This is a genomic window from Vibrio neonatus (genome assembly GCF_024346975.1).
In the GTDB taxonomy this organism is placed as follows: Bacteria; Pseudomonadota; Gammaproteobacteria; order Enterobacterales; family Vibrionaceae; genus Vibrio; species Vibrio neonatus.
In genome coordinates this window covers 2,433,998-2,459,095 of the sequence record NZ_AP024885.1, presented here as the reverse complement: position 1 = coordinate 2,459,095, position 25,098 = coordinate 2,433,998, and the positions used below count along the sequence as shown (strand labels likewise).

Genomic DNA, 25,098 nt, shown 5'->3' with positions numbered 1-25,098 from the left:
GAAACGCTTGGATGTTATCGACAAGAAATCCAAGCTAGCAACAATCAAATATTAAAAGAATTATTGGGATGACACTGCTGTGTCGTTATCAAAGTCGGTATCAGGGGAGCTCAATAAGCGGATAACTAGCGTTACTCTTATTGGGCAGAACTTAAAATTAAAATAATGGGAATTTATAATGTTGAAGAACATCAATCCAACACATACTGATGCATGGAAAGCTTTAACCGCTCACTTTGAATCAGCACAAGATATCGAAATGAAAGATCTGTTTGCTACAGATTCTAAGCGTTTTGAAAATTACTCAAAGAGTTTTGGTGACGACATCTTAGTTGATTACTCGAAGAACCTAGTGAACGACGAGACTATGCAGCACCTGTTTGATCTTGCAAAACAAACAGAGCTTAAATCAGCAATCGACGCCATGTTCTCGGGTGAGACCATCAACAAAACAGAAGGTCGTTCAGTTCTTCATACTGCACTTCGTAACCGTAGTAACACACCTGTTGTTGTCGGCGGCGAAGATGTAATGCCAGCCGTGAATGCGGTTTTAGACAAAATTAAATCATTCACTGATCGCGTGATTGGCGGTGAGTGGAAAGGCTACACAGGTAAAGCGATTACCGATATTGTTAACATCGGCATCGGTGGTTCTGATCTAGGCCCATACATGGTGACAGAAGCACTTTCACCATATAAAAATCATCTAAACCTACACTTTGTTTCTAACGTTGACGGCACTCATATTGCTGAAACACTGAAAAAAGTGAACCCAGAAACAACGCTGTTCTTAGTGGCATCTAAAACCTTTACTACACAAGAAACCATGACCAATGCACACAGTGCACGTGATTGGTTCCTAGCGGATGCTAAAGATGAAGCGCACGTCGCTAAACACTTTGCCGCGCTATCAACCAATGGTCAGGCAGTGTCTGAGTTTGGTATTGATACTGACAACATGTTTGAGTTCTGGGACTGGGTTGGTGGTCGTTACTCACTATGGTCAGCAATCGGTTTGTCTATTGCATTAGGTGTAGGTTACGACAACTTCATTGAGCTACTAACCGGCGCTCATGAAATGGATAACCACTTCAAATCGACAGAGCTAGAGAACAACATCCCAACTATCTTGGCTTTGATTGGTATTTGGTATAACAACTTCCACGGTTCAGAATCAGAAACGATTCTTCCGTACGATCAGTACATGCACCGCTTTGCCGCTTACTTCCAGCAAGGCAACATGGAATCTAACGGTAAATACACAGACCGCAACGGCGATGCAGTGGATTACCAAACCGGTCCTATTATCTGGGGCGAACCAGGTACTAACGGTCAGCACGCGTTTTACCAGTTGATCCACCAAGGCACTAAGCTGATTCCTTGTGATTTTATTGCTCCTGCAAACAGCCATAACCCAACGGGCGATCATCATCAGAAATTGATGTCTAACTTCTTTGCTCAAACAGAAGCGCTAGCATTTGGTAAGTCTCGCGAAGTTGTAGAAGCTGAGTTGGTTGCCGCCGGTAAGTCAGCGGAAGAAATTGCAGAGCTAGCACCATTTAAAGTGTTTGAAGGCAACCGCCCAACAAACTCTATTCTAGTGAAACAAATTACGCCACGCACTTTAGGTAACCTGATTGCGATGTACGAACATAAGATCTTTGTACAAGGTGTTATCTGGAATATCTTTACCTTTGATCAGTGGGGCGTAGAACTAGGCAAGCAACTGGCAAGCCAAATCTTACCTGAGCTAGCAGACGGTACAGAAGTTGATTCACACGATAGCTCTACTAACGGTCTAATCAACGCATTTAAACAACTGCGTGCTTAAATTCTAGAAGATTAAACAAATAGCGGGCATTGGTTCGCAAATAAAGGTCAGCCTAGTGCTGTAATGCCGATCAGTTAAGAAATTTTTCAGATCATTTGACCGATCCTTAAATTGCTTCAAAATCCGATATTAGGAAACTAATATCGGATTTTTTTATGTCTCTAGAATGCCAACTAGCCACTACCTTTAAGTCATGTAATACCTTCCATCACTTTGATAGATACTCTGATATTCTTAGTCCAGAGCTTATTCAGCAAAGCTTTGAGAAAGCAGGTGTAGCAACGGTTCGAAGACGACGGTTACCTCTGGAGGCCGTGCTTTGGTCTGTTGTTGGTATGAGCCTTTTTCGTCAGCAATCAGTTTGGGACATAGCTAACCAACTCGATATTGTCCTACCAGACAAACAGCGCTTTGTTGCTCCAAGTGCTGTCGTTCAAGCAAGGCAGCGGCTTGGCGAAGAAGGGGTTAAACAAGTATTTAAGACGATGGCAGCTCAAAGCTACAAAACTTCTAGGTTTGAAAAATGGTGTGGATTAAATTTGCTTGCCGTTGACGGCGTTGTTTGGAGAACGACAGATACTCCCGAAAATCATCAAGAGTTTAAAGCCCAACGTAATGGTGGAGTAGAAAATATCTACCCTAAGATCCGAATGGTTTGCTTGATGGAACTGACAAGCCATCAATTAGTTGATAGTACTTTTTCAGACTATCGCACCAATGAAATGCGCCTTGCGGAAGAGCTTATTGAGCAAACTCCAGATCACTCCCTGACAATTTTCGATAAAGGGTACTACTCTACAGGGCTGCTTCATAAATGGAATAAAACAGGGCAAGAAAGGCATTGGATGCTTCCTGTTAGGAAAGACTTTCAATGCGAAGTTGTTCATAGATACAACAGAAATGACGCTATTGTGGCAATTAAAACAACGCCTCAGGCAAGGAAAAAGTTTGACGAACTTCCGGAATTCATTGAAGCGAGGTTAGTGTCTAAGACTATCAAAGGTAAAAAATATCAGGTGCTTACCTCAATGCGGGATGGACTAAGATTTCCAAGTGAAGAGATTGTTGAGCTCTATCGATACCGCTGGGAAATAGAGCTAGGGTATAGGGAAATGAAACAAACGCTGCTCGACAGCGAATATACATTGCGTAGCAAGCGTCCAGACATGGTTAAACAAGAGCTATGGGGGATTTTGTTGGCTTACAATCTGATAAGACAGGTCATGACAAAAGCATCAGAGCGACTAGATAGCATCTGGCCAAATCAATTGAGTTTTACAAGTAGCGCAATGGCGGTCACTCAATATTTTGCCGCACTGCCATTGACTAGCCCAGGTAATTTACCTAAGCATTACAAACAGTTACTTCAACAAATATCGTTGTTTATGTTGCCCGCACGACGGGAAGATAGGCGTTACCCACGCTGGGTGAAACTGAAACCAAAGAAATATGCTACAAATAGAAAAAATGCCAGTCGGCTTAACTGACTGGCATTACAGCCTAGTGCTGGCCTTTTTGTTGCCTATCTTTTAAGGAAATAGTAAGTCGTTAATTGCATTCCGAATCCAAAAGAGTAATATAGCCTTTTAGATGGCTAGAAGTCCCATATGGAAATACGGAGTAACAATGAAAGGTTTTAAACGAGTAGTGAGTTTGGCATTTATCTCAGCATTGGCTTTAGGGCTAATAGCGTGTGGTAAAGAAGAAGCAAAAACCATCAAAATTGGCGCAACCGTTGGGCCGCACGCTCAAGTGGTTGAAGCCGTAGCCAAAGAAGCTGCCAAGCAAGGCATCAATATAGAAGTAGTACAATTCTCTGATTATGTGACGCCAAATGCCGCACTCGACGATGGCAGTATTGATTTAAACAGCTACCAGCACCAACCTTTCTTAGACAATTACAACCAAGGGCATGATTCTCATCTTGTATCTATTGGCCGCTCAATACTGATGCGCATGGGTATCTACTCCAACAAATTTACCTCTATTGAAGATCTGCCAAATAAAGCCCGCGTTGCGATTCCAAACGATCCAACCAATGGCGGTCGTGGTTTACTATTATTTGCTGACGCAAAGCTAATTACATTAAAACCGGGAGTAGGCTCTAAAGCCACATTAAAAGATATTATCGACAACCCTAAACAGCTAGAGTTTGTTGAAGTGGACGCCGCGCAACTGCCTCGCTCTTTAGATGATGTAGATGCCGCCGCTATCACCATGAACTACGTGATGTCTTCAGGCTTAGACCCTAAAAAACAAGGCATCTATTTAGAAGCCAAAGATGCACCACTTGCGGTTATGGTTATCGCCGCTCGCGAAGATCAAAAAGACAATCCTACCTATCAGAAAGTAGTGAAAATCTTCCAATCACAAGCCACTCGTGATTTCTTAGCGAAAACCTTCAAAGGTACGATAGAACCAGCGTTCTAACCTGTATTAGCAACAATATAGAACAACAAGATTTAAGCCCACTGAGAGCATATCGAGGTGGGCTTTGTTGTATATAGATAAAGACTATTATTGATGGCGGTTCAACCAAACCGCATGTTTAGCACGGCTTTTTTCATCTAGCGGAAATTAGTACATAAAGTAACGGTCTATCTTCAGTGCCTGACTTTTTCACGATTGCACATGTGATACTTTTATCGATCATTAGCGTGCGCAGAGTAGGGCAGAGTAAACGGTTAATATACCCTATTTTCTTACCTCTATATTCGACACAAATGGCTTGAGGGTCTTTCTTGTTACAGTCTTCACGAATTAATGTAACATTTGAACCGAGATCGATTTCAGCGACTTCGTCGTATGTTTTATAATATCGAGTACCCGCCAATTCAGTTACATAATCAAATGGTACTTCTGCTTCTGATAAGTCTGGAACCAAGTCAAAACCGTCGCTAGGTAGCTGAATGCCTGTATGGCTAATCAATTGGAAATCATCACCAGAAAAATCGGTCGGCAAATTATGCTGCTGTAAATACTTAGAAAAATCTCTTCGTGATTTTGGTGGTAATCTTTTTCTAAAGCTTTCCAGTACTTCATTGGTGAATATGTCATTTGAGAGCTTAAAAGCTGGGTAACCTTTAAACCCTAGAGATATAGCTTTATCATAATCAGAGGTATTGACCAAGTATGTAAAAGAGTATGAATCATATGTAATTTTATTTATCACACCAACAAAGTATCGGTGATTTCTTTCGTTGTCCGATTGCCAAGTTAAAAAAAGTGTATTGATATCAATAAAGTTATTAATAGTTGTCATGATTCTAAAATATCTCTCAAAATGTCATATCTTGTTGTTATTATTCGTTTTATCCAAGCAAATCGCTCAGCAGTAAATGGTGTAGGATTATCTACTTGAGTTAATTCTTCTATTTCTGTGAGCATACACTTTAAATCAATTGTAGTTAATGCATTTAACATTCTTTTTTCTAATTCTTTATTGCCAGCGATGAAAGCAACAAGCTCAAAAAGTATGAAACGGTCGTGTGTATTTTCTCGATTTTTTCTTAAATGATGCAGCCCTTTATTAAGGTATCGGTGAAATGTGTCATCATTCCAAGTTGCAATTTTATCTGTAAACCTTTCATGACCTAAGCCTGTACCATTGTCATATAAGGGAGATAAGCGACCTCCGTCTTTATCAAATATGAACCCCCAATTCTCTTGGTGTCTATCTGTATTGCCTATTAAGGCATCAAATAAAGCCATGTCAGAAAGCCAATTCCAATAGTCAGGAGCGATTACCTTATGCTGTGCAAATATCTTAAGTAAAAGTATTGTGTCATTAAGGTTGTGGTGCTTACCTGACTTTGTGTCAAATTCTGGGAAGATTTGTTTGAAATAATCACCTGCATGTATAAGTTTCTCGACTTCATCTGATTTATTACCATTGTCAGGTTGATACATCCATTCAATCAAAACACCAGGAACGATTTCTTCATCTATTTTTGTTATAGCGGGCAAAGCTACAGGAACATCTACTTTTAGATGTTTTCCAACTATGTATGCGACTATTTCTGCCCAAAATTGGTCTGGATAGGATCTTATAGATTCCTTGAATAGGTATGGAGTACCTGATTTTATTGGTTTTTGGGATTTTTCTGGAGCCCATAACATTTGTTTATCACGAGCCCCGATTGGAAATATTCCGGAGTGTTCATCTTGAGCCCAATCTTTGACATTTATAGTTTTCATTATTTATCGTGTTGTTTAGGAAGAAACTGTAGCGTATATAAAGTCCATAGTGTATTAAGGTTTATACGTCCTGTCATCAGTGTAGCTTACTCTCATTAAGGGACTATCGTTACATTATGGTACTTTTTACAAGGAGGTTTTCTGTTACGAGCCAATACGCTTTGTGTTCTAGGGGGAGTTTTCCGATAGCAAATTACTATCTTCACTAGTTCTGATATGGTTTAATATGCTTAATTTCAAGGTATTTATTCAGTTGGTATGATATTGCGTTTTAAGGGGGCATTCCTAAGAGTGTCGAATTTAACTGTAGATGGTCATACAGTTAGCTTCCTATCGCTACCTTTTAAAATACTGAATGTATCTTCAAATATTTGGGATCAGCATGAATGTAAAAACAGGACTTTCTTTTTATTGCTGTTTTTCGGTAACTTATCGTGAGAGATGTTACTTTAGATGATTTACGGGTTCTACGATACTGTATCAGTTTGCTTATTCTTAGTTGTTCACATTTAACTTTTAATATTTCGCAGTCTCTCAATAATTGAATGCAATAGCACTTTTTTATGTCCATAACGACCAAATAAGTATTTGTCATTCATATATAAAACTATGATAGGTCTAATTCCGTATGATTTAGGGGGATTTAGATCATTTGCGTTAATATCGTTGGTACACTTTTACCATAGCTGTTAGCTAATGTTTTCTTTTTGAACGTCTTGCTTTCAGGGTGTACTATGCATCCATCTTTCTTAATGAACACGGTTGCCTTATAGCGCAGTTCGTCACTAGCTAGTGTTCTATGCTCTATATTAAAATATGTCATATCATCCCCTTTTGTTAAGGAGATCTATAACAAGTATTGAGGGTATTTTAAGGTAAACCGAAGTAAAACGAATTGGTAATAGAATCAATGGTAAATACTACTAACTCAATGATTACAAGTAAATACGTAAGCTCTCGTTTATCTGTCGCCCCAATGCTCGATTGGACAGATCGCCATTGTCGTTACTTCCATCGACTACTGTCGCAGAACACTCTGTTATATACCGAGATGGTGACCACTGGTGCCATTATTCATGGTAAAGGTGATTTCTTGCGTTTTAGTGAGCAAGAACATCCGATTGCATTGCAGCTTGGTGGTTCTAATGCCAAAGATCTTGCTCATTGTGCCAAGCTTGCTGAAGAGCGTGGTTATGATGAAGTGAACTTAAACGTAGGTTGTCCTTCTGACCGAGTGCAGAACGGTCGTTTTGGTGCATGTCTAATGGCCGATCCACAGCTGGTGGCAGATTGCGTGGCAGAGATGAGGTCTGTGGTTGATATTCCTGTGACAGTGAAAACTCGTATTGGTATCGATGAGCAAGACTCGTATGAGTTTTTGACAGACTTTATATCAACGGTAAACGAGAAGGGCGGTTGTGAGCATTTTACTATCCATGCTCGTAAAGCATGGCTGAGTGGTTTAAGTCCTAAAGAAAACCGTGAAATCCCACCTTTGGATTATCCGCGCGCTTATCAGATCAAGAAAGACTTTCCACATCTTGATATCGCGGTAAACGGTGGTGTAAAAACATTAGATGAAACACTAGAGCACCTAAAGCATCTTGATGGGGTGATGATTGGCCGTGAAGCCTACCAAAACCCATATTTATTGGCTGAGGTTGATCAGCTGATCTTTGGTCAAGATAAACCGATTATCAAACGTAGCGAAGTAGTTGAGTTGATGTATCCGTATATTGAGCAACAACTATCGGAAGGTGCGTACTTGGGGCATATTACTCGCCATATGTTAGGTTTGTTCCAAAGTATGCCGGGTGCACGTCAATGGCGTCGTTATATCAGTGAAAACGCGCACAAACCAGGTTCGGGTATCGAAGTGGTTGAAGCTGCACTGGCTAAAATACCGAAAGAGTTAGGTGTGTAGAATTAACCAATAACTGGTTGTTTTTACCAAGTTTCGTTTTATAGAAAAGCCATCATGTTATGTGATGGCTTTTTTTGTTTATTTATCAAGTGGTTATATTTTTCGCTGTTTTGGCAAGGTACTTGCTCTATAGTAACTAGAGGGGATCTTGGAACAAGTTTTTGATCTCAAATGAATTTTTGGAGAGTAACCATGTTTGAGCTACTGATGCTAGTGATGTTCTTCGGTGTATTTTTCTTTGTTGGCTTAACATTCTTTGGCTTCTTTATGGCATTTCTTGCGGTCTTTACCTTTAGCGTGATCGTAGGCTTGCTAGGAGCGGCATTTAATTTTCTGCCTTATCTGGTGGTTGGATTAATTGTTTATTGGCTAATTAAGCGTAACAGAGCTTGTTCATAAGCTTGCTTATTGATTTATCTAAAGTTTACCTATGCTACTATCTGCTAATAAAGTAACGATTTTGGTTTTCTTAGAGGTAGATAATGAGCAAATGGACTTTGATTGCGGCAATAGGAACTGCTGCATTGGGCGCTTCTTGGTCGGTACAAGCAAAAGTGATTGAACCCGGTGTTCATGGCAAAGTTACCGCCGATATGTTCTGGGGCAGCACTAAAATTCGAGAAACCCGCTTTGCTGATGATGAATTACCAGTGTTGTCTGCACAAATTGAGCATGATGTTCCCTACCTTCCTAATTTCAGAATTCGTTATACAGGGCTAGATACCGACTTTCTTGCCCATGATAAGTTTGACTACACCTTTTACTACCGCCCGTTACGAACTGAAAATCTTGAATTTGATGCTGGATTTACTTTAACGGATTACCGAGACAGTCGGTTTTACGATCCTGAAACCAATACCACTATTGATTTTGATAGCGTGATATTCAGTTGGTTCGCAAATGCCTTAATCCAAGTGCCAAATAGTAACTTTGCTGTTATTGGCGAATTTGATTTTGGTGAGACCGATGAGTTGAAGTCGGCGGATTTAACCGGTGCTATTCAATACACTGTGGCATTTGACTCTGCCGACATAGTATTACGCGGTGGGTACCGAGTACTCGATTACACCTTTAAAGAAGTGGATAAGAAAGCCTACGGTTTTGTGGATGGCTGGTTTGCCGGTGTGCAAGTCGCTTTTTAAGCGTGTTATTTGATCGATATATAAACCAGTCTCTTATAAAAGGCTGGTTTTTTTATGCTCTTTTGTTTTCTAATTGATAGCTCTTCTCAATTCGCATTTTTAGCAGTTTGGTCCATTCTTAATAGAAGAAAACAGGAGCAAGCTTTTATATGACAATCAATGAACTTCGTGTGTTATATCGCTCTGAGCGCTTGGTGGAAGCTATTGTGGAACAAGCAGACCTAGACGGGCAGTGGGTTGTAGAGTTTCGAGACAGCCACGGCGGTATGCTTGCGCTTACTGATCCGCAAGGCGAACAACGCTATTACAACGACTTAGATTCAGCCTCAAAAAGTGCAATGGCAGTGGGTTTTAGCCAAGTAAGAATTGAATCCCTATAGGCGAAATGGTTTTTTCATTCCTTTTTATTATTAAACATACCCCTTTATTCTTTATTGCTATTACAAATAGTAGGTAATCTAGTGGTCATGTAATATACAGGGAAAACGTGACCATGTTGCTCAAGGATCTTTCCGGCTTTGCTTCCCCACTTAGTGATAATCAAGCAAACCAATTAAAACAAGCTGCCTCCGAACTATCGCCACAACAGTTGGCTTGGGTTAGTGGCTATTTCTACGGTATTAGTCAAAATCATGCTGTTGCTTCTGTTCCAGAGACGCAAGTTGCAGTAGGAACGCCTTCACAGTTGACGATCATCTTTGCTTCTCAAACTGGGAATGCCAAAGGTGTCGCTAAACAACTGCATGCCAAAGTAGTGGCAGAAGGTTTCGAAGCTAAACTTTATGATGCGGCTGATTACAAACTTAAGAACCTGAAAAACGAAACGCATTTAATTGTCGTTGCCTCTACCAATGGTGAAGGTGAAGTTCCTGACAATGCGATAGAGTTTTATGACTACCTCAATTCTAAAAAAGCGCCAAAACTGGACAAACTGCAATACGCGGTTGTCGGGCTTGGTGACTCTAGCTACGAATTCTTCTGCCAAACAGGTAAGGATTTTGATGCTGCTCTGAGTAAGTTAGGGGCAACGCCTTTCCTAGAACGAATCGACTGTGATGTGGATTACGAATCACCTGTGGCGAACTGGCAGTCTCAAGCTCTGAGCACTATCGGTGAGCTATTTAAAGAATCTAATGTAGAAGTGAGTAACGGCGTTGTTCAATTGCCACTTTCTAACAGTGCTTCTGAATACACTAAGCAATCGCCATATACCGCGACCTTACTGACCAACCAAAAAATTACTGGCCGCGATTCAACGAAAGACGTTCGTCATATCGAAATTGATTTAGAAGAATCAGGCATTACCTATCAACCGGGTGATGCGTTAGGGGTTTGGTATAAAAATGATGCACAGCTGGTGGATTCAATTATTGCCGCAGTTGGTTTAGATAAAGATGAGTCTATCGAGGTAGACGGTAGGCCAACTTCATTACAGCAAGCGCTGATTGAACAGTTTGAAGTGACTTCATCTAATCCGCAATTTATTACTCAATACGCCGAGAAGTCAGCGAGCAAGAAACTGCTTAAGCTTGTGGAAGACAAAAACAAGCTAAGAGAATACGCCGCTAAAACTCAGATCATTGACGTTATTTCAGAGAAGAAAGCCAAGCTAACCGCAACTGAGCTGACTTCTATGTTGCGACGTTTAACTCCTCGCTTATATTCAATCTCATCAGCTCAATCTGAAGTGGATGAAGAGGTACACCTAACTGTTGGTGTGGTGGAGTATGAAACAAATAAAGGTCAAAGAATCGGTGGCGCTTCTGGTTTCCTATCTAATGGACTAGAAGAGGGTGAAGAAGTAAAAGTATTCATCGAACACAACAATAACTTCAAACTTCCAACCGATGATAATGCGCCCGTTATTATGATTGGCCCAGGAACGGGTATTGCACCGTTTAGAAGTTTCTTACAAGAGCGTGACTCTAGAGAAGCAGAAGGTAAAAACTGGTTAGTATTCGGTGATCGCACTTTTGCTCAAGACTTCTTATACCAAGTTGAATTCCAACGTTACCTAAAAGAAGGCTTATTGAGCCAGTTGGATGTCGCCTTTAGCCGTGACGGTGCCAATAAAGTCTATGTGCAAGACAAGCTAAAACAAAATGCACAGCAAGTATGGCAATGGCTGCAAGATGGCGCTTACCTCTATGTATGTGGTGACGCAGAAAGAATGGCTAAAGATGTACAAGCAACCTTACTTGAAATTGCACAACAGCAAGGTGGGTTAGACGCAGAAAGTGCAGAAGAATGGCTAAAAGACCTTCGTAAACAGAAAAGATACCAAAGGGACGTGTACTAATGGAAAAGCAAGTAGTGTTGGGCGACGAGTTGGGCCCACTTTCTGACAATGAAAGATTAAAACGAGAAAGTAACTTTTTGCGCGGTACCATTACCAACGACCTCAAAAATGAGATTACAGGTGGGTTCGACGCGGACAATTTTCAGTTAATCCGTTTTCACGGCATGTATCAGCAAGATGATAGAGATATCCGCAATGAGCGTGCTAAGCAAAAATTGGAACCACTGCATAATGTGATGTTGCGTGCGCGTATGCCTGGGGGAGTGATTACTCCTAAGCAATGGCTCGCTATCGACAAGTTTGCAACTGAAAGTTCGCTCTATGGCAGCATCCGTCTTACTACGCGTCAAACATTCCAGTTTCATGGAGTATTGAAGCCAAACATTAAGTTGATGCACCAAACTCTAAATTCAATTGGTATTGATTCTATTGCCACCGCGGGTGACGTAAACCGTAACGTGCTATGTAGTAGTAATCCTGTTGAGTCTGAATTGCATCAGCAAGCGTATGAGTGGGCCACTAAGATCAGTGAGCACCTACTACCAAAAACCAGAGCTTATGCTGAAATATGGTTAGACGGTGAGAAGCTTGAGACTACAGACGAAGAACCAATCTTAGGTAGCAACTATCTGCCCCGTAAATTTAAAACAACAGTCGTTGTACCGCCAGACAACGATGTTGATTTGCACGCGAACGATCTTAACTTTGTCGCAGTAGCAAAAGACGGCAAGTTAGTTGGCTTTAATGTATTAGTGGGTGGTGGCCTGGCCATGACTCATGGTGATAACTCAACTTACCCACGTAAAGCGGATGAGTTTGGTTATATCTCTCTAGAGAACACATTAGATATTGCCGCTGCCGTAGTCACTACTCAACGTGACTGGGGTAATCGCTCAAATCGTAAAAATGCAAAAACCAAGTACACATTAGATCGCGTTGGCATCGATGTGTTCAAACAAGAAGTTGAGAAACGTTCAGGCGTAAGCTTTGAGCCGATCAAACCTTATCAACTGACTAACCGTGGCGATAAGTTTGGTTGGTTAGAAGGTATAGACGGTAAGCATCACTTAACGCTGTTTATTGAAAACGGCCGCTTATTAGATTACCCAGGTAAACCACTGAAAACAGGTGTTGCTGAGATTGCTAAAATCCACACTGGCGATTTACGTATGACAGCAAATCAGAACCTCATCGTGGCAGGTGTACCGTTAAAAGATAAACAGAAGATTGAAAAGATAGCGTTCGAGCATGGCTTGCTTGATCCAACAACTTCTAAACAGCGTCAAGATTCAATGGCCTGTGTAGCGTACCCAACCTGTCCGCTAGCAATGGCAGAAGCAGAACGCTTCCTTCCTCAATTTGTGACTGATGTTGAAGGCATCTTGAAACAGCATTCAATCAGTGATGACGAAAGCATTATCTTGCGAGTAACGGGTTGTCCTAATGGCTGTGGCCGAGCAATGCTGGCTGAAATCGGTTTAGTCGGTAAAGCACCAGACAGATATAACTTGTACCTTGGCGGTAATAAAGCGGGTACACGAGTACCTAAGCTATATAAAGAGAACATCAGTTCCGCACAAATTCTACAAGACATCGATTCGCTGGTGGAACGATGGGCTGCAGAGCGTTTAGCTGATGAAGCGTTTGGGGACTTTGTCATTCGTGATGGTATCGTAAAAGAAGTCATAGTATCGAAGAGGGATTTCCATGCTTGAACTGACACAGAAATTAAACTTAAAAGAGATAGTGAACCTAAATAAGGTGCAGCAAACTCTTGAGTTGGCAAAACTGAATGCTGATCTAGAAGATCTTTCAGCTGAACAAAGAATTGCTTGGGCGCTAGAAAACTTACAAGGAAGCTTCGCTCTTTCTTCAAGTTTTGGCGCACAAGCGGCCGTGATGCTGCACTTGGTTTCTAGACAGCAACCGAATATCCCTGTGATTTTGACTGATACCGGTTATCTATTTCCAGAAACGTATCAGTTTATTGATGAGCTGACGGAATTATTGAGCCTAAACCTAAAGGTATATAGCAGCCCATTAAGTTCTGCATGGCAAGAAGCTCGATTTGGTCAACTATGGACTAAAGGTGTAGAGGGGATAACCCAATACAACAAACTTAATAAAGTAGAACCAATGCATAGAGCACTATCAGAGTTGAAAGTGGGCACTTGGTTTTCTGGCCTAAGAAGAAGTCAGTCCGATTCACGTGGTGGATTGCCAGTACTGTCTATCCAAAATGGCGTATTTAAGTTTTTACCGATTGTTAATTGGACGAGTGAACAAGTAAATAGCTATATAGAAGAGCATCAATTACCTCAGCATCCGCTTAAAGCTCAGGGATATGTCTCTATTGGTGATGTGCATACTACTGAAAAATACCAAGAAGGCATGAAAGAACAAGATACTCGCTTCTTTGGTTTGAAGAGAGAATGTGGTTTGCATGAAGATAATAGTGAATCTGACGGCTCAGGGATCTAATTCCTCTTTATATTAAGTAAATTCAAAAACCGCCAAATTAGGCGGTTTTTTTCGTTTTAAGGATAAGTCTGTGGATAACCTGTACCTAAGTGGGGGGTAAAAATAGATAAATAAGCGTTTCACTCAAAAAATGAACGAAAGGCTTTTTTTATTAAATTTATTGAAAAAAAGCCTTGCCAACAAGCTGAGCATCTCTATAATGCGCCTCACTGACACGGCAGAGCACACAACGCTTCGCAGTAATTCAGTAGGCTAACTAGCCGAACCATTTGAGTTTAACTTCTCTTAGAAAATAAATTCAAAAAAGTGTTTGACACTGAGGTTCAAATCGCTAGAATGGCCGTCCGCTTTGAGAGCTTCCTCACAAAAGGAAACGTCGCAAAGCACGCTCTTTAACAATTTAAACCTATCAATCTGTGTGGGCACTCGTTGATGATAATCGAAAAGATTTATCAATGAACTGAGTGACCAATACAATGATTTTTAATCATTGGCACAGTCAATTCATTATCGTTCTGTTGGAACGATAATAGCTTTAAAATTACATAGTAGTTTTGAAGTCAGTATTCATTGAGCCGGTCGCAAGACCAAAAAAACTTTAATTGAAGAGTTTGATCATGGCTCAGATTGAACGCTGGCGGCAGGCCTAACACATGCAAGTCGAGCGGAAACGAGTTATCTGAACCTTCGGGGAACGATAACGGCGTCGAGCGGCGGACGGGTGAGTAATGCCTGGGAAATTGCCCTGATGTGGGGGATAACTATTGGAAACGATAGCTAATACCGCATAATGTCTACGGACCAAAGAGGGGGACCTTCGGGCCTCTCGCTTCAGGATATGCCCAGGTGGGATTAGCTAGTTGGTGAGGTAATGGCTCACCAAGGCGACGATCCCTAGCTGGTCTGAGAGGATGATCAGCCACACTGGAACTGAGACACGGTCCAGACTCCTACGGGAGGCAGCAGTGGGGAATATTGCACAATGGGCGCAAGCCTGATGCAGCCATGCCGCGTGTATGAAGAAGGCCTTCGGGTTGTAAAGTACTTTCAGTCGTGAGGAAGGCAGTATAGTTAATAGCTGTATTGTTTGACGTTAGCGACAGAAGAAGCACCGGCTAACTCCGTGCCAGCAGCCGCGGTAATACGGAGGGTGCGAGCGTTAATCGGAATTACTGGGCGTAAAGCGCATGCAGGTGGTTTGTTAAGTCAGATGTGAAAGCCCGGGGCTCAACCTCGGAACCGCATTTGAAACTGGCAGGCTAGAGTACTGTAGAGGGGGGTAGAATTTCAGGTGTAGCGGTGAAATGCGTAGAGATCTGAAGGAATACCAGTGGCGAAGGCGGCCCCCTGGACAGATACTGACACTCAGATGCGAAAGCGTGGGGAGCAAACAGGATTAGATACCCTGGTAGTCCACGCCGTAAACGATGTCTACTTGGAGGTTGTGGCCTTGAGCCGTGGCTTTCGGAGCTAACGCGTTAAGTAGACCGCCTGGGGAGTACGGTCGCAAGATTAAAACTCAAATGAATTGACGGGGGCCCGCACAAGCGGTGGAGCATGTGGTTTAATTCGATGCAACGCGAAGAACCTTACCTACTCTTGACATCCAGAGAACTTTTCAGAGATGAATTGGTGCCTTCGGGAACTCTGAGACAGGTGCTGCATGGCTGTCGTCAGCTCGTGTTGTGAAATGTTGGGTTAAGTCCCGCAACGAGCGCAACCCTTATCCTTGTTTGCCAGCACGTAATGGTGGGAACTCCAGGGAGACTGCCGGTGATAAACCGGAGGAAGGTGGGGACGACGTCAAGTCATCATGGCCCTTACGAGTAGGGCTACACACGTGCTACAATGGCGCATACAGAGGGCGGCCAACCAGCGATGGTGAGCGAATCCCAAAAAGTGCGTCGTAGTCCGGATTGGAGTCTGCAACTCGACTCCATGAAGTCGGAATCGCTAGTAATCGTAGATCAGAATGCTACGGTGAATACGTTCCCGGGCCTTGTACACACCGCCCGTCACACCATGGGAGTGGGCTGCAAAAGAAGTGGGTAGTTTAACCTTCGGGAGGACGCTCACCACTTTGTGGTTCATGACTGGGGTGAAGTCGTAACAAGGTAGCCCTAGGGGAACCTGGGGCTGGATCACCTCCTTATACGATGATTATTCACGATGAGTGTCCACACAGATTGATACGGTTTAGAAAGTTGAGAGTTATTCCTATGTCCCGTTCGTCTAGAGGCCTAGGACACCGCCCTTTCACGGCGGTAACAGGGGTTCGACTCCCCTACGGGATACCATCTTTAAGCGCATTTCTTCTTAAACGAAGAGTTAAGTGTTTTTAAAAATGGTTTCACTGTCTTTATAGATAGTAAATTCATGCTCTTTAACAATTTGGAAAGCTGACGATAAGTAATGTCCAGTTTTATACTGAGAAAGCATTACTTATCAAATTTAAAAGTTCTCAAATCCTAATGATTTAATCATTAGGTACCAACACACATTCAAGTGTTCTTGGGAATAACATCATTGCCTGATGTTATTCAAATTTGAGTCCGGCAAAATCGAATGTTATCTCGCTCATAATAAAGAGATAACGCACCTTGGAAACGTCATACTACGTTGTAGCAAACGTATTGCGTTAAGCAAGACCCTTTGGGGTTGTATGGTTAAGTGACTAAGCGTACACGGTGGATGCCTTGGCAGTCAGAGGCGATGAAAGACGTAATAACTTGCGATAAGCCCAGATTAGGTAGTAATAACCATTTGAGTCTGGGATTTCTGAATGGGGAAACCCACGTGCATAAGCACGTATCATTAACTGAATACATAGGTTAATGAGGCAAACCCGGGGAACTGAAACATCTAAGTACCCGGAGGAAGAGAAATCAACCGAGATTCCGAAAGTAGCGGCGAGCGAAATTGGATTAGCCCTTAAGCTTTTAATGACACAGACGAAGGCTCTGGAAAGTGCCGCAATAAAGGGTGATAGCCCCGTAGTCGACATGTCGTTTTAAGTGAAATCGAGTAAGGCGGGACACGTGATATCCTGTTTGAACATGGGGGGACCATCCTCCAAGGCTAAATACTACTGACTGACCGATAGTGAACCAGTACCGTGAGGGAAAGGCGAAAAGAACCCCTGTGAGGGGAGTGAAATAGAACCTGAAACCGTGTACGTACAAGCAGTAGGAGCGCCTTAGAGCGTGACTGCGTACCTTTTGTATAATGGGTCAGCGACTTAATTTTAGTAGCAAGGTTAACCGATTAGGGGAGCCGTAGGGAAACCGAGTCTTAACTGGGCGTCGAGTTGCTAGAATTAGACCCGAAACCAGGTGATCTAGCCATGGGCAGGTTGAAGGTTGAGTAACATCAACTGGAGGACCGAACCGACTAATGTTGAAAAATTAGCGGATGACTTGTGGCTAGGGGTGAAAGGCCAATCAAACCTGGAGATAGCTGGTTCTCCCCGAAAGCTATTTAGGTAGCGCCTCGGACGAATACCAATGGGGGTAGAGCACTGTTAAGGCTAGGGGGTCATCCCGACTTACCAACCCTTTGCAAACTCCGAATACCATTGAGTACTATCCGGGAGACACACGGCGGGTGCTAACGTCCGTCGTGGAGAGGGAAACAACCCAGACCGCCAGCTAAGGTCCCAAAGTATAGCTAAGTGGGAAACGATGTGGGAAGGCTTAGACAGCCAGGATGTTGGCTTAGAAGCAGCCATCATTTAAAGAAAGCGTAATAGCTCACTGGTCGAGTCGGCCTGCGCGGAAGATGTAACGGGGCTAAGCTATACACCGAAGCTGCGGCTGCACACTTTGTGTGCGGGGTAGGGGAGCGTTCTGTAAGCCGTTGAAGGTGGTCTGTAAGGGCTGCTGGAGGTATCAGAAGTGCGAATGCTGACATGAGTAACGATAATGGGGGTGAAAAACCCCCACGCCGGAAGACCAAGGGTTCCTGTCCAACGTTAATCGGGGCAGGGTAAGTCGACCCCTAAGGCGAGGCCGAAAGGCGTAGTCGATGGGAAACGGGTTAATATTCCCGTACTTCTTATAATTGCGATGGGGGGACGGAGAAGGCTAGGTGGGCCTGGCGATGGTTGTCCAGGTTCAAGTATGTAGGCGGAAAGTTTAGGTAAATCCGGACTTTCTTAACGCTGAGATACGATGTCGAGCTGCTACGTGCAGTGAAGTCATTGATGCCATGCTTCCAGGAAAAGCCTCTAAGCTTCAGATTATAAGGAATCGTACTCCAAACCGACACAGGTGGTCGGGTAGAGAATACCAAGGCGCTTGAGAGAACTCGGGTGAAGGAACTAGGCAAAATGGTACCGTAACTTCGGGAGAAGGTACGCTCTTGGCGGTGAAGTCCCTTGCGGATGGAGCTACTAGGAGTCGCAGATACCAGGTGGCTGCAACTGTTTATTAAAAACACAGCACTGTGCAAAATCGTAAGATGACGTATACGGTGTGACGCCTGCCCGGTGCCGGAAGGTTAATTGATGGGGTTAGACTTAGGTCGAAGCTCTTGATCGAAGCCCCGGTAAACGGCGGCCGTAACTATAACGGTCCTAAGGTAGCGAAATTCCTTGTCGGGTAAGTTCCGACCTGCACGAATGGCGTAATGATGGCCACGCTGTCTCCACCCGAGACTCAGTGAAATTGAAATCGCTGTGAAGATGCAGTGTACCCGCGGCTAGACGGAAAGACCCCGTGAACCTTTACTACAGCTTGGCACTGAACATTGACCCTACATGTGTAGGATAGGTGGGAGCCTTTGAAACAAGCACGCCAGTGTTTGTGGAGGCAATCTTGAAATACCACCCTTGTATGCTTGATGTTCTAACGTAGGTCCCTAATCGGGATTGCGGACAGTGCCTGGTGGGTAGTTTGACTGGGGCGGTCTCCTCCCAAAGAGTAACGGAGGAGCACGAAGGTGGGCTAAACACGGTTGGACATCGTGTGGTTAGTGCAATGGCATAAGCCCGCTTGACTGCGAGAATGACAATTCGAGCAGGTGCGAAAGCAGGTCATAGTGATCCGGTGGTTCTGAATGGAAGGGCCATCGCTCAACGGATAAAAGGTACTCCGGGGATAACAGGCTGATACCGCCCAAGAGTTCATATCGACGGCGGTGTTTGGCACCTCGATGTCGGCTCATCACATCCTGGGGCTGAAGTCGGTCCCAAGGGTATGGCTGTTCGCCATTTAAAGTGGTACGCGAGCTGGGTTTAGAACGTCGTGAGACAGTTCGGTCCCTATCTGCCGTGGGCGTTGGAAGATTGAAGGGGGCTGCTCCTAGTACGAGAGGACCGGAGTGGACGAACCTCTGGTGTTCGGGTTGTCATGCCAATGGCATTGCCCGGTAGCTAAGTTCGGAATCGATAAGCGCTGAAAGCATCTAAGCGCGAAGCGAGCCCTGAGATGAGTCTTCCCTGGCACTTTAAGTGTCCTAAAGGGTTGTTCGAGACTAGAACGTTGATAGGCAGGGTGTGTAAGTGCTGTGAGGCATTGAGCTAACCTGTACTAATTGCCCGTGAGGCTTAACCATACAACACCCAAGGGGTTTTGTGGACTCAAAGTAGAACTTTGAATGTGTGACATAACTTTTAATATAGCTTTCCGAATTTTAAAATTTTGCTTGGCGACCATAGCATTGTGGACCCACCTGATTCCATGCCGAACTCAGAAGTGAAACACAATAGCGCCGATGGTAGTGTGGGGCTTCCCCATGTGAGAGTAGGACATCGCCAGGCTTTAATTTCTACTTCTTTCTGTTTGAAAGAAGTTACCATAAGGTTTTGAATTTAATTCAGAATTTTATGTTGACTTTCAAAGTAGAAAGCGTAATATACGCCTCCTGCTCACGTGTTACGACACGGAAAGCAACGCTCTTTAACAATTTAAACCTATCAATCTGTGTGGGCACTCGTTGATGATAATCGAAAAGATTTATCAATGAACTGAGTGACCAATACAATGATGTTTAATCATTGGCACAGTCAATTCATTATCGTTCTGTTGGAACGATAATAGCTTTAAAATTACTTCTTACTTTCGAGTAAGGAACAGTTTTGAAGTCAGTATTCATTGAGCCGTTCTTAGGAACAAAAAAACTTTAATTGAAGAGTTTGATCATGGCTCAGATTGAACGCTGGCGGCAGGCCTAACACATGCAAGTCGAGCGGAAACGAGTTGTCTGAACCTTCGGGGAACGATAACGGCGTCGAGCGGCGGACGGGTGAGTAATGCCTGGGAAATTGCCCTGATGTGGGGGATAACTATTGGAAACGATAGCTAATACCGCATAACGTCTACGGACCAAAGAGGGGGACCTTCGGGCCTCTCGCTTCAGGATATGCCCAGGTGGGATTAGCTAGTTGGTGAGGTAATGGCTCACCAAGGCGACGATCCCTAGCTGGTCTGAGAGGATGATCAGCCACACTGGAACTGAGACACGGTCCAGACTCCTACGGGAGGCAGCAGTGGGGAATATTGCACAATGGGCGCAAGCCTGATGCAGCCATGCCGCGTGTATGAAGAAGGCCTTCGGGTTGTAAAGTACTTTCAGTCGTGAGGAAGGCAATATAGTTAATAGCTGTATTGTTTGACGTTAGCGACAGAAGAAGCACCGGCTAACTCCGTGCCAGCAGCCGCGGTAATACGGAGGGTGCGAGCGTTAATCGGAATTACTGGGCGTAAAGCGCATGCAGGTGGTTTGTTAAGTCAGATGTGAAAGCCCGGGGCTCAACCTCGGAACCGCATTTGAAACTGGCAGGCTAGAGTACTGTAGAGGGGGGTAGAATTTCAGGTGTAGCGGTGAAATGCGTAGAGATCTGAAGGAATACCAGTGGCGAAGGCGGCCCCCTGGACAGATACTGACACTCAGATGCGAAAGCGTGGGGAGCAAACAGGATTAGATACCCTGGTAGTCCACGCCGTAAACGATGTCTACTTGGAGGTTGTGGCCTTGAGCCGTGGCTTTCGGAGCTAACGCGTTAAGTAGACCGCCTGGGGAGTACGGTCGCAAGATTAAAACTCAAATGAATTGACGGGGGCCCGCACAAGCGGTGGAGCATGTGGTTTAATTCGATGCAACGCGAAGAACCTTACCTACTCTTGACATCCAGAGAACTTTTCAGAGATGAATTGGTGCCTTCGGGAACTCTGAGACAGGTGCTGCATGGCTGTCGTCAGCTCGTGTTGTGAAATGTTGGGTTAAGTCCCGCAACGAGCGCAACCCTTATCCTTGTTTGCCAGCGAGTAATGTCGGGAACTCCAGGGAGACTGCCGGTGATAAACCGGAGGAAGGTGGGGACGACGTCAAGTCATCATGGCCCTTACGAGTAGGGCTACACACGTGCTACAATGGCGCATACAGAGGGCAGCCAACCAGCGATGGTGAGCGAATCCCAAAAAGTGCGTCGTAGTCCGGATTGGAGTCTGCAACTCGACTCCATGAAGTCGGAATCGCTAGTAATCGTAGATCAGAATGCTACGGTGAATACGTTCCCGGGCCTTGTACACACCGCCCGTCACACCATGGGAGTGGGCTGCAAAAGAAGTGGGTAGTTTAACCTTCGGGAGGACGCTCACCACTTTGTGGTTCATGACTGGGGTGAAGTCGTAACAAGGTAGCCCTAGGGGAACCTGGGGCTGGATCACCTCCTTATACGATGATTATTCACGATGAGTGTCCACACAGATTGATGGTTTATTTTAGTTAAAGTACTAGAGCTTTAATTAATGACTTCGGTTATTGATTAAAGCTTTTTGCTTTATGCTCTTTAACAATTTGGAAAGCTGACGATAAATGATGTGATTTCATCATTTATCAAATTTAAAAGTTCTCAAATCCTAACAATTTATTGTTAGGTACCAACACACATTCAAGTGTTCTTGGGAATGTATTCTTGCCAGAATACATTCAAATTTGAGTCCGGCAAAATCGATGTTTGCTTCTGCTTTTTAAAGCGGAAATAAACAATAGTTATCTCGCTCATAATAAAGAGATAACGCACCTTGGAAACGTCATACTACGTTGTAGCAAACGTATTGCGTTAAGCAAGACCCTTTGGGGTTGTATGGTTAAGTGACTAAGCGTACACGGTGGATGCCTTGGCAGTCAGAGGCGATGAAAGACGTAATAACTTGCGATAAGCCCAGATTAGGTAGTAATAACCATTTGAGTCTGGGATTTCTGAATGGGGAAACCCACGTACATAAGTACGTATCATTAACTGAATACATAGGTTAATGAGGCAAACCCGGGGAACTGAAACATCTAAGTACCCGGAGGAAGAGAAATCAACCGAGATTCCGAAAGTAGCGGCGAGCGAAATTGGATTAGCCCTTAAGCTTTTAATGACACAGACGAAGGCTCTGGAAAGTGCCGCAATAAAGGGTGATAGCCCCGTAGTCGACATGTCATTTTGAGTGAAATCGAGTAAGGCGGGACACGTGATATCCTGTTTGAACATGGGGGGACCATCCTCCAAGGCTAAATACTACTGACTGACCGATAGTGAACCAGTACCGTGAGGGAAAGGCGAAAAGAACCCCTGTGAGGGGAGTGAAATAGAACCTGAAACCGTGTACGTACAAGCAGTAGGAGCTCTTCGAGAGTGACTGCGTACCTTTTGTATAATGGGTCAGCGACTTAATTTTAGTAGCAAGGTTAACCGAATAGGGGAGCCGTAGGGAAACCGAGTCTTAACTGGGCGTCGAGTTGCTAGAATTAGACCCGAAACCAGGTGATCTAGCCATGGGCAGGTTGAAGGTTGAGTAACATCAACTGGAGGACCGAACCGACTAATGTTGAAAAATTAGCGGATGACTTGTGGCTAGGGGTGAAAGGCCAATCAAACCTGGAGATAGCTGGTTCTCCCCGAAAGCTATTTAGGTAGCGCCTCGGACGAATACCAATGGGGGTAGAGCACTGTTAAGGCTAGGGGGTCATCCCGACTTACCAACCCTTTGCAAACTCCGAATACCATTGAGTACTATCCGGGAGACACACGGCGGGTGCTAACGTCCGTCGTGGAGAGGGAAACAACCCAGACCGCCAGCTAAGGTCCCAAAGTATAGCTAAGTGGGAAACGATGTGGGAAGGCTTAGACAGCCAGGATGTTGGCTTAGAAGCAGCCATCATTTAAAGAAAGCGTAATAGCTCACTGGTCGAGTCGGCCTGCGCGGAAGATGTAACGGGGCTAAGCTATACACCGAAGCTGCGGCTGCACACTTTGTGTGCGGGGTAGGGGAGCGTTCTGTAAGCGGTTGAAGGTGGTCTGTAAGGGCTGCTGGACGTATCAGAAGTGCGAATGCTGACATGAGTAACGATAATGGGGGTGAAAAACCCCCACGCCGGAAGACCAAGGGTTCCTGTCCAACGTTAATCGGGGCAGGGTAAGTCGACCCCTAAGGCGAGGCCGAAAGGCGTAGTCGATGGGAAACGGGTTAATATTCCCGTACTTCTTATAATTGCGATGGGGGGACGGAGAAGGCTAGGTGGGCCTGGCGATGGTTGTCCAGGTTCAAGTATGTAGGCGGAAAGTTTAGGTAAATCCGGACTTTCTTAACGCTGAGATACGATGTCGAGCTGCTACGTGCAGTGAAGTCATTGATGCCATGCTTCCAGGAAAAGCCTCTAAGCTTCAGATTATAAGGAATCGTACTCCAAACCGACACAGGTGGTCGGGTAGAGAATACCAAGGCGCTTGAGAGAACTCGGGTGAAGGAACTAGGCAAAATGGTACCGTAACTTCGGGAGAAGGTACGCTCTTGGCGGTGAAGTCCCTTGCGGATGGAGCTACTAGGAGTCGCAGATACCAGGTGGCTGCAACTGTTTATTAAAAACACAGCACTGTGCAAAATCGTAAGATGACGTATACGGTGTGACGCCTGCCCGGTGCCGGAAGGTTAATTGATGGGGTTAGACTTAGGTCGAAGCTCTTGATCGAAGCCCCGGTAAACGGCGGCCGTAACTATAACGGTCCTAAGGTAGCGAAATTCCTTGTCGGGTAAGTTCCGACCTGCACGAATGGCGTAATGATGGCCACGCTGTCTCCACCCGAGACTCAGTGAAATTGAAATCGCTGTGAAGATGCAGTGTACCCGCGGCTAGACGGAAAGACCCCGTGAACCTTTACTACAGCTTGGCACTGAACATTGACCCTACATGTGTAGGATAGGTGGGAGCCTTTGAAACAAGCACGCCAGTGTTTGTGGAGGCAATCTTGAAATACCACCCTTGTATGCTTGATGTTCTAACGTAGGTCCCTAATCGGGATTGCGGACAGTGCCTGGTGGGTAGTTTGACTGGGGCGGTCTCCTCCCAAAGAGTAACGGAGGAGCACGAAGGTGGGCTAAACACGGTTGGACATCGTGTGGTTAGTGCAATGGCATAAGCCCGCTTGACTGCGAGAATGACAATTCGAGCAGGTGCGAAAGCAGGTCATAGTGATCCGGTGGTTCTGAATGGAAGGGCCATCGCTCAACGGATAAAAGGTACTCCGGGGATAACAGGCTGATACCGCCCAAGAGTTCATATCGACGGCGGTGTTTGGCACCTCGATGTCGGCTCATCACATCCTGGGGCTGAAGTCGGTCCCAAGGGTATGGCTGTTCGCCATTTAAAGTGGTACGCGAGCTGGGTTTAGAACGTCGTGAGACAGTTCGGTCCCTATCTGCCGTGGGCGTTGGAAGATTGAAGGGGGCTGCTCCTAGTACGAGAGGACCGGAGTGGACGAACCTCTGGTGTTCGGGTTGTCATGCCAATGGCATTGCCCGGTAGCTAAGTTCGGAATCGATAAGCGCTGAAAGCATCTAAGCGCGAAGCGAGCCCTGAGATGAGTCTTCCCTGGCACTTTAAGTGTCCTAAAGGGTTGTTCGAGACTAGAACGTTGATAGGCAGGGTGTGTAAGTGCTGCGAGGCATTGAGCTAACCTGTACTAATTGCCCGTGAGGCTTAACCATACAACACCCAAGGGGTTTTGTGGACTCAAAGTAAGAACTTTGAATGTGTGACATATAACTTTTAAATACAGTTTTCCGAATTATTTACCTCTAGCTTTTTAAAAGCTGGAAGTAAAAAAGAATTTGCTTGGCGACCATAGCATTGTGGACCCACCTGATTCCATGCCGAACTCAGAAGTGAAACACAATAGCGCCGATGGTAGTGTGGGGCTTCCCCATGTGAGAGTAGGACATCGCCAGGCTTTAAT

Annotated in this window: 12 protein-coding genes, 1 tRNA gene and 6 rRNA genes; 17 read left to right on the top strand and 2 right to left on the bottom strand. The window is 44.5% G+C overall.

What is annotated here, in order from left to right; genetic code table 11:
• Window positions 1-178: 178 nt before the first annotated feature.
• The 3 genes from pgi to OCU38_RS11355 all read left to right on the top strand — a co-directional run bounded on the left by pgi (window position 179) and on the right by OCU38_RS11355 (window position 4,261).
• Window positions 179-1,831 carry a glucose-6-phosphate isomerase gene (gene pgi, locus OCU38_RS11365; RefSeq protein WP_261823141.1) on the top strand — a complete coding sequence of 551 codons (1,653 nt, stop codon included), beginning with the start codon at window positions 179-181 and terminating at the stop codon, window positions 1,829-1,831.
• Window positions 1,832-1,986: 155 nt separating this feature from the next.
• Complete coding sequence (locus tag OCU38_RS11360; protein WP_261823140.1) at window positions 1,987-3,318, top strand: IS4 family transposase; 1,332 nt, start codon at window positions 1,987-1,989, stop codon at window positions 3,316-3,318.
• Window positions 3,319-3,457: 139 nt separating this feature from the next.
• Entirely contained in the window at window positions 3,458-4,261 is an 804-nt protein-coding gene (locus OCU38_RS11355; RefSeq protein ID WP_261823139.1) for a MetQ/NlpA family ABC transporter substrate-binding protein, read from the top strand.
• A 133-nt stretch (window positions 4,262-4,394) separates the two neighbouring features.
• Here the strand turns inward: OCU38_RS11355 and OCU38_RS11350 are convergent, their stop codons facing one another.
• Together OCU38_RS11350 and OCU38_RS11345 are read right to left on the bottom strand one after the other, a co-directional pair.
• A complete protein-coding gene (locus tag OCU38_RS11350) occupies window positions 4,395-5,093 on the bottom strand; it encodes an HIRAN domain-containing protein (protein ID WP_261823138.1) in 699 nt (232 codons plus the stop codon).
• A complete protein-coding gene (locus OCU38_RS11345; RefSeq protein ID WP_261823137.1) occupies window positions 5,090-6,028 on the bottom strand; it encodes a HipA domain-containing protein in 939 nt (312 codons plus the stop codon). The genes OCU38_RS11350 and OCU38_RS11345 overlap by 4 nt, the downstream gene beginning before the upstream one ends.
• A gap of 910 nt (window positions 6,029-6,938) precedes the next feature.
• Between OCU38_RS11345 and dusA the strand changes: the two genes are divergently transcribed.
• From dusA to rrf (OCU38_RS11275), 14 genes are all read left to right on the top strand, one after another.
• Window positions 6,939-7,952: a tRNA dihydrouridine(20/20a) synthase DusA gene (gene dusA / locus OCU38_RS11340; RefSeq protein ID WP_261823136.1), complete on the top strand. Its 1,014-nt coding sequence runs from the start codon at window positions 6,939-6,941 to the stop codon at window positions 7,950-7,952.
• A gap of 192 nt (window positions 7,953-8,144) precedes the next feature.
• Window positions 8,145-8,351: an envelope stress response protein PspG gene (locus OCU38_RS11335; protein WP_023405208.1), complete on the top strand. Its 207-nt coding sequence runs from the start codon at window positions 8,145-8,147 to the stop codon at window positions 8,349-8,351.
• An 83-nt stretch (window positions 8,352-8,434) separates the two neighbouring features.
• On the top strand, window positions 8,435-9,094 hold the full coding sequence (locus tag OCU38_RS11330) for a TIGR04219 family outer membrane beta-barrel protein (RefSeq protein ID WP_023405209.1): 660 nt from the start codon (window positions 8,435-8,437) through the stop codon (window positions 9,092-9,094).
• Between the two features lie 149 nt (window positions 9,095-9,243).
• The gene (locus tag OCU38_RS11325) at window positions 9,244-9,474 is read left to right on the top strand and encodes a hypothetical protein (RefSeq protein ID WP_023405210.1); all 231 of its coding nucleotides are present in this window, start codon (window positions 9,244-9,246) and stop codon (window positions 9,472-9,474) included.
• A gap of 113 nt (window positions 9,475-9,587) precedes the next feature.
• On the top strand, window positions 9,588-11,393 hold the full coding sequence (locus OCU38_RS11320; RefSeq protein ID WP_261823135.1) for an assimilatory sulfite reductase (NADPH) flavoprotein subunit: 1,806 nt from the start codon (window positions 9,588-9,590) through the stop codon (window positions 11,391-11,393).
• A complete protein-coding gene (cysI, locus tag OCU38_RS11315; protein WP_261823134.1) occupies window positions 11,393-13,108 on the top strand; it encodes an assimilatory sulfite reductase (NADPH) hemoprotein subunit in 1,716 nt (571 codons plus the stop codon). The genes OCU38_RS11320 and cysI overlap by 1 nt, the downstream gene beginning before the upstream one ends.
• On the top strand, window positions 13,101-13,874 hold the full coding sequence (locus OCU38_RS11310) for a phosphoadenylyl-sulfate reductase (RefSeq protein WP_261823133.1): 774 nt from the start codon (window positions 13,101-13,103) through the stop codon (window positions 13,872-13,874). Before cysI ends, OCU38_RS11310 begins: the two co-directional genes overlap by 8 nt.
• Before the next feature lie 599 nt (window positions 13,875-14,473).
• Window positions 14,474-16,026: ribosomal RNA gene (locus OCU38_RS11305) — 16S ribosomal RNA — on the top strand.
• A 69-nt stretch (window positions 16,027-16,095) separates the two neighbouring features.
• Window positions 16,096-16,171, top strand: a tRNA-Glu gene (locus OCU38_RS11300).
• 367 nt (window positions 16,172-16,538) lie between these two features.
• A 23S ribosomal RNA gene (locus tag OCU38_RS11295) occupies window positions 16,539-19,427 on the top strand.
• 89 nt (window positions 19,428-19,516) lie between these two features.
• Window positions 19,517-19,632, top strand: a 5S ribosomal RNA gene (rrf, locus tag OCU38_RS11290).
• Between the two features lie 363 nt (window positions 19,633-19,995).
• A 16S ribosomal RNA gene (locus OCU38_RS11285) occupies window positions 19,996-21,548 on the top strand.
• A gap of 414 nt (window positions 21,549-21,962) precedes the next feature.
• A 23S ribosomal RNA gene (locus OCU38_RS11280) occupies window positions 21,963-24,850 on the top strand.
• 126 nt (window positions 24,851-24,976) lie between these two features.
• A 5S ribosomal RNA gene (gene rrf, locus OCU38_RS11275) occupies window positions 24,977-25,092 on the top strand.
• The 16S, 23S and 5S rRNA genes sit together here with 1 tRNA gene alongside, the layout of an rRNA operon.
• Window positions 25,093-25,098: the final 6 nt, after the last annotated feature.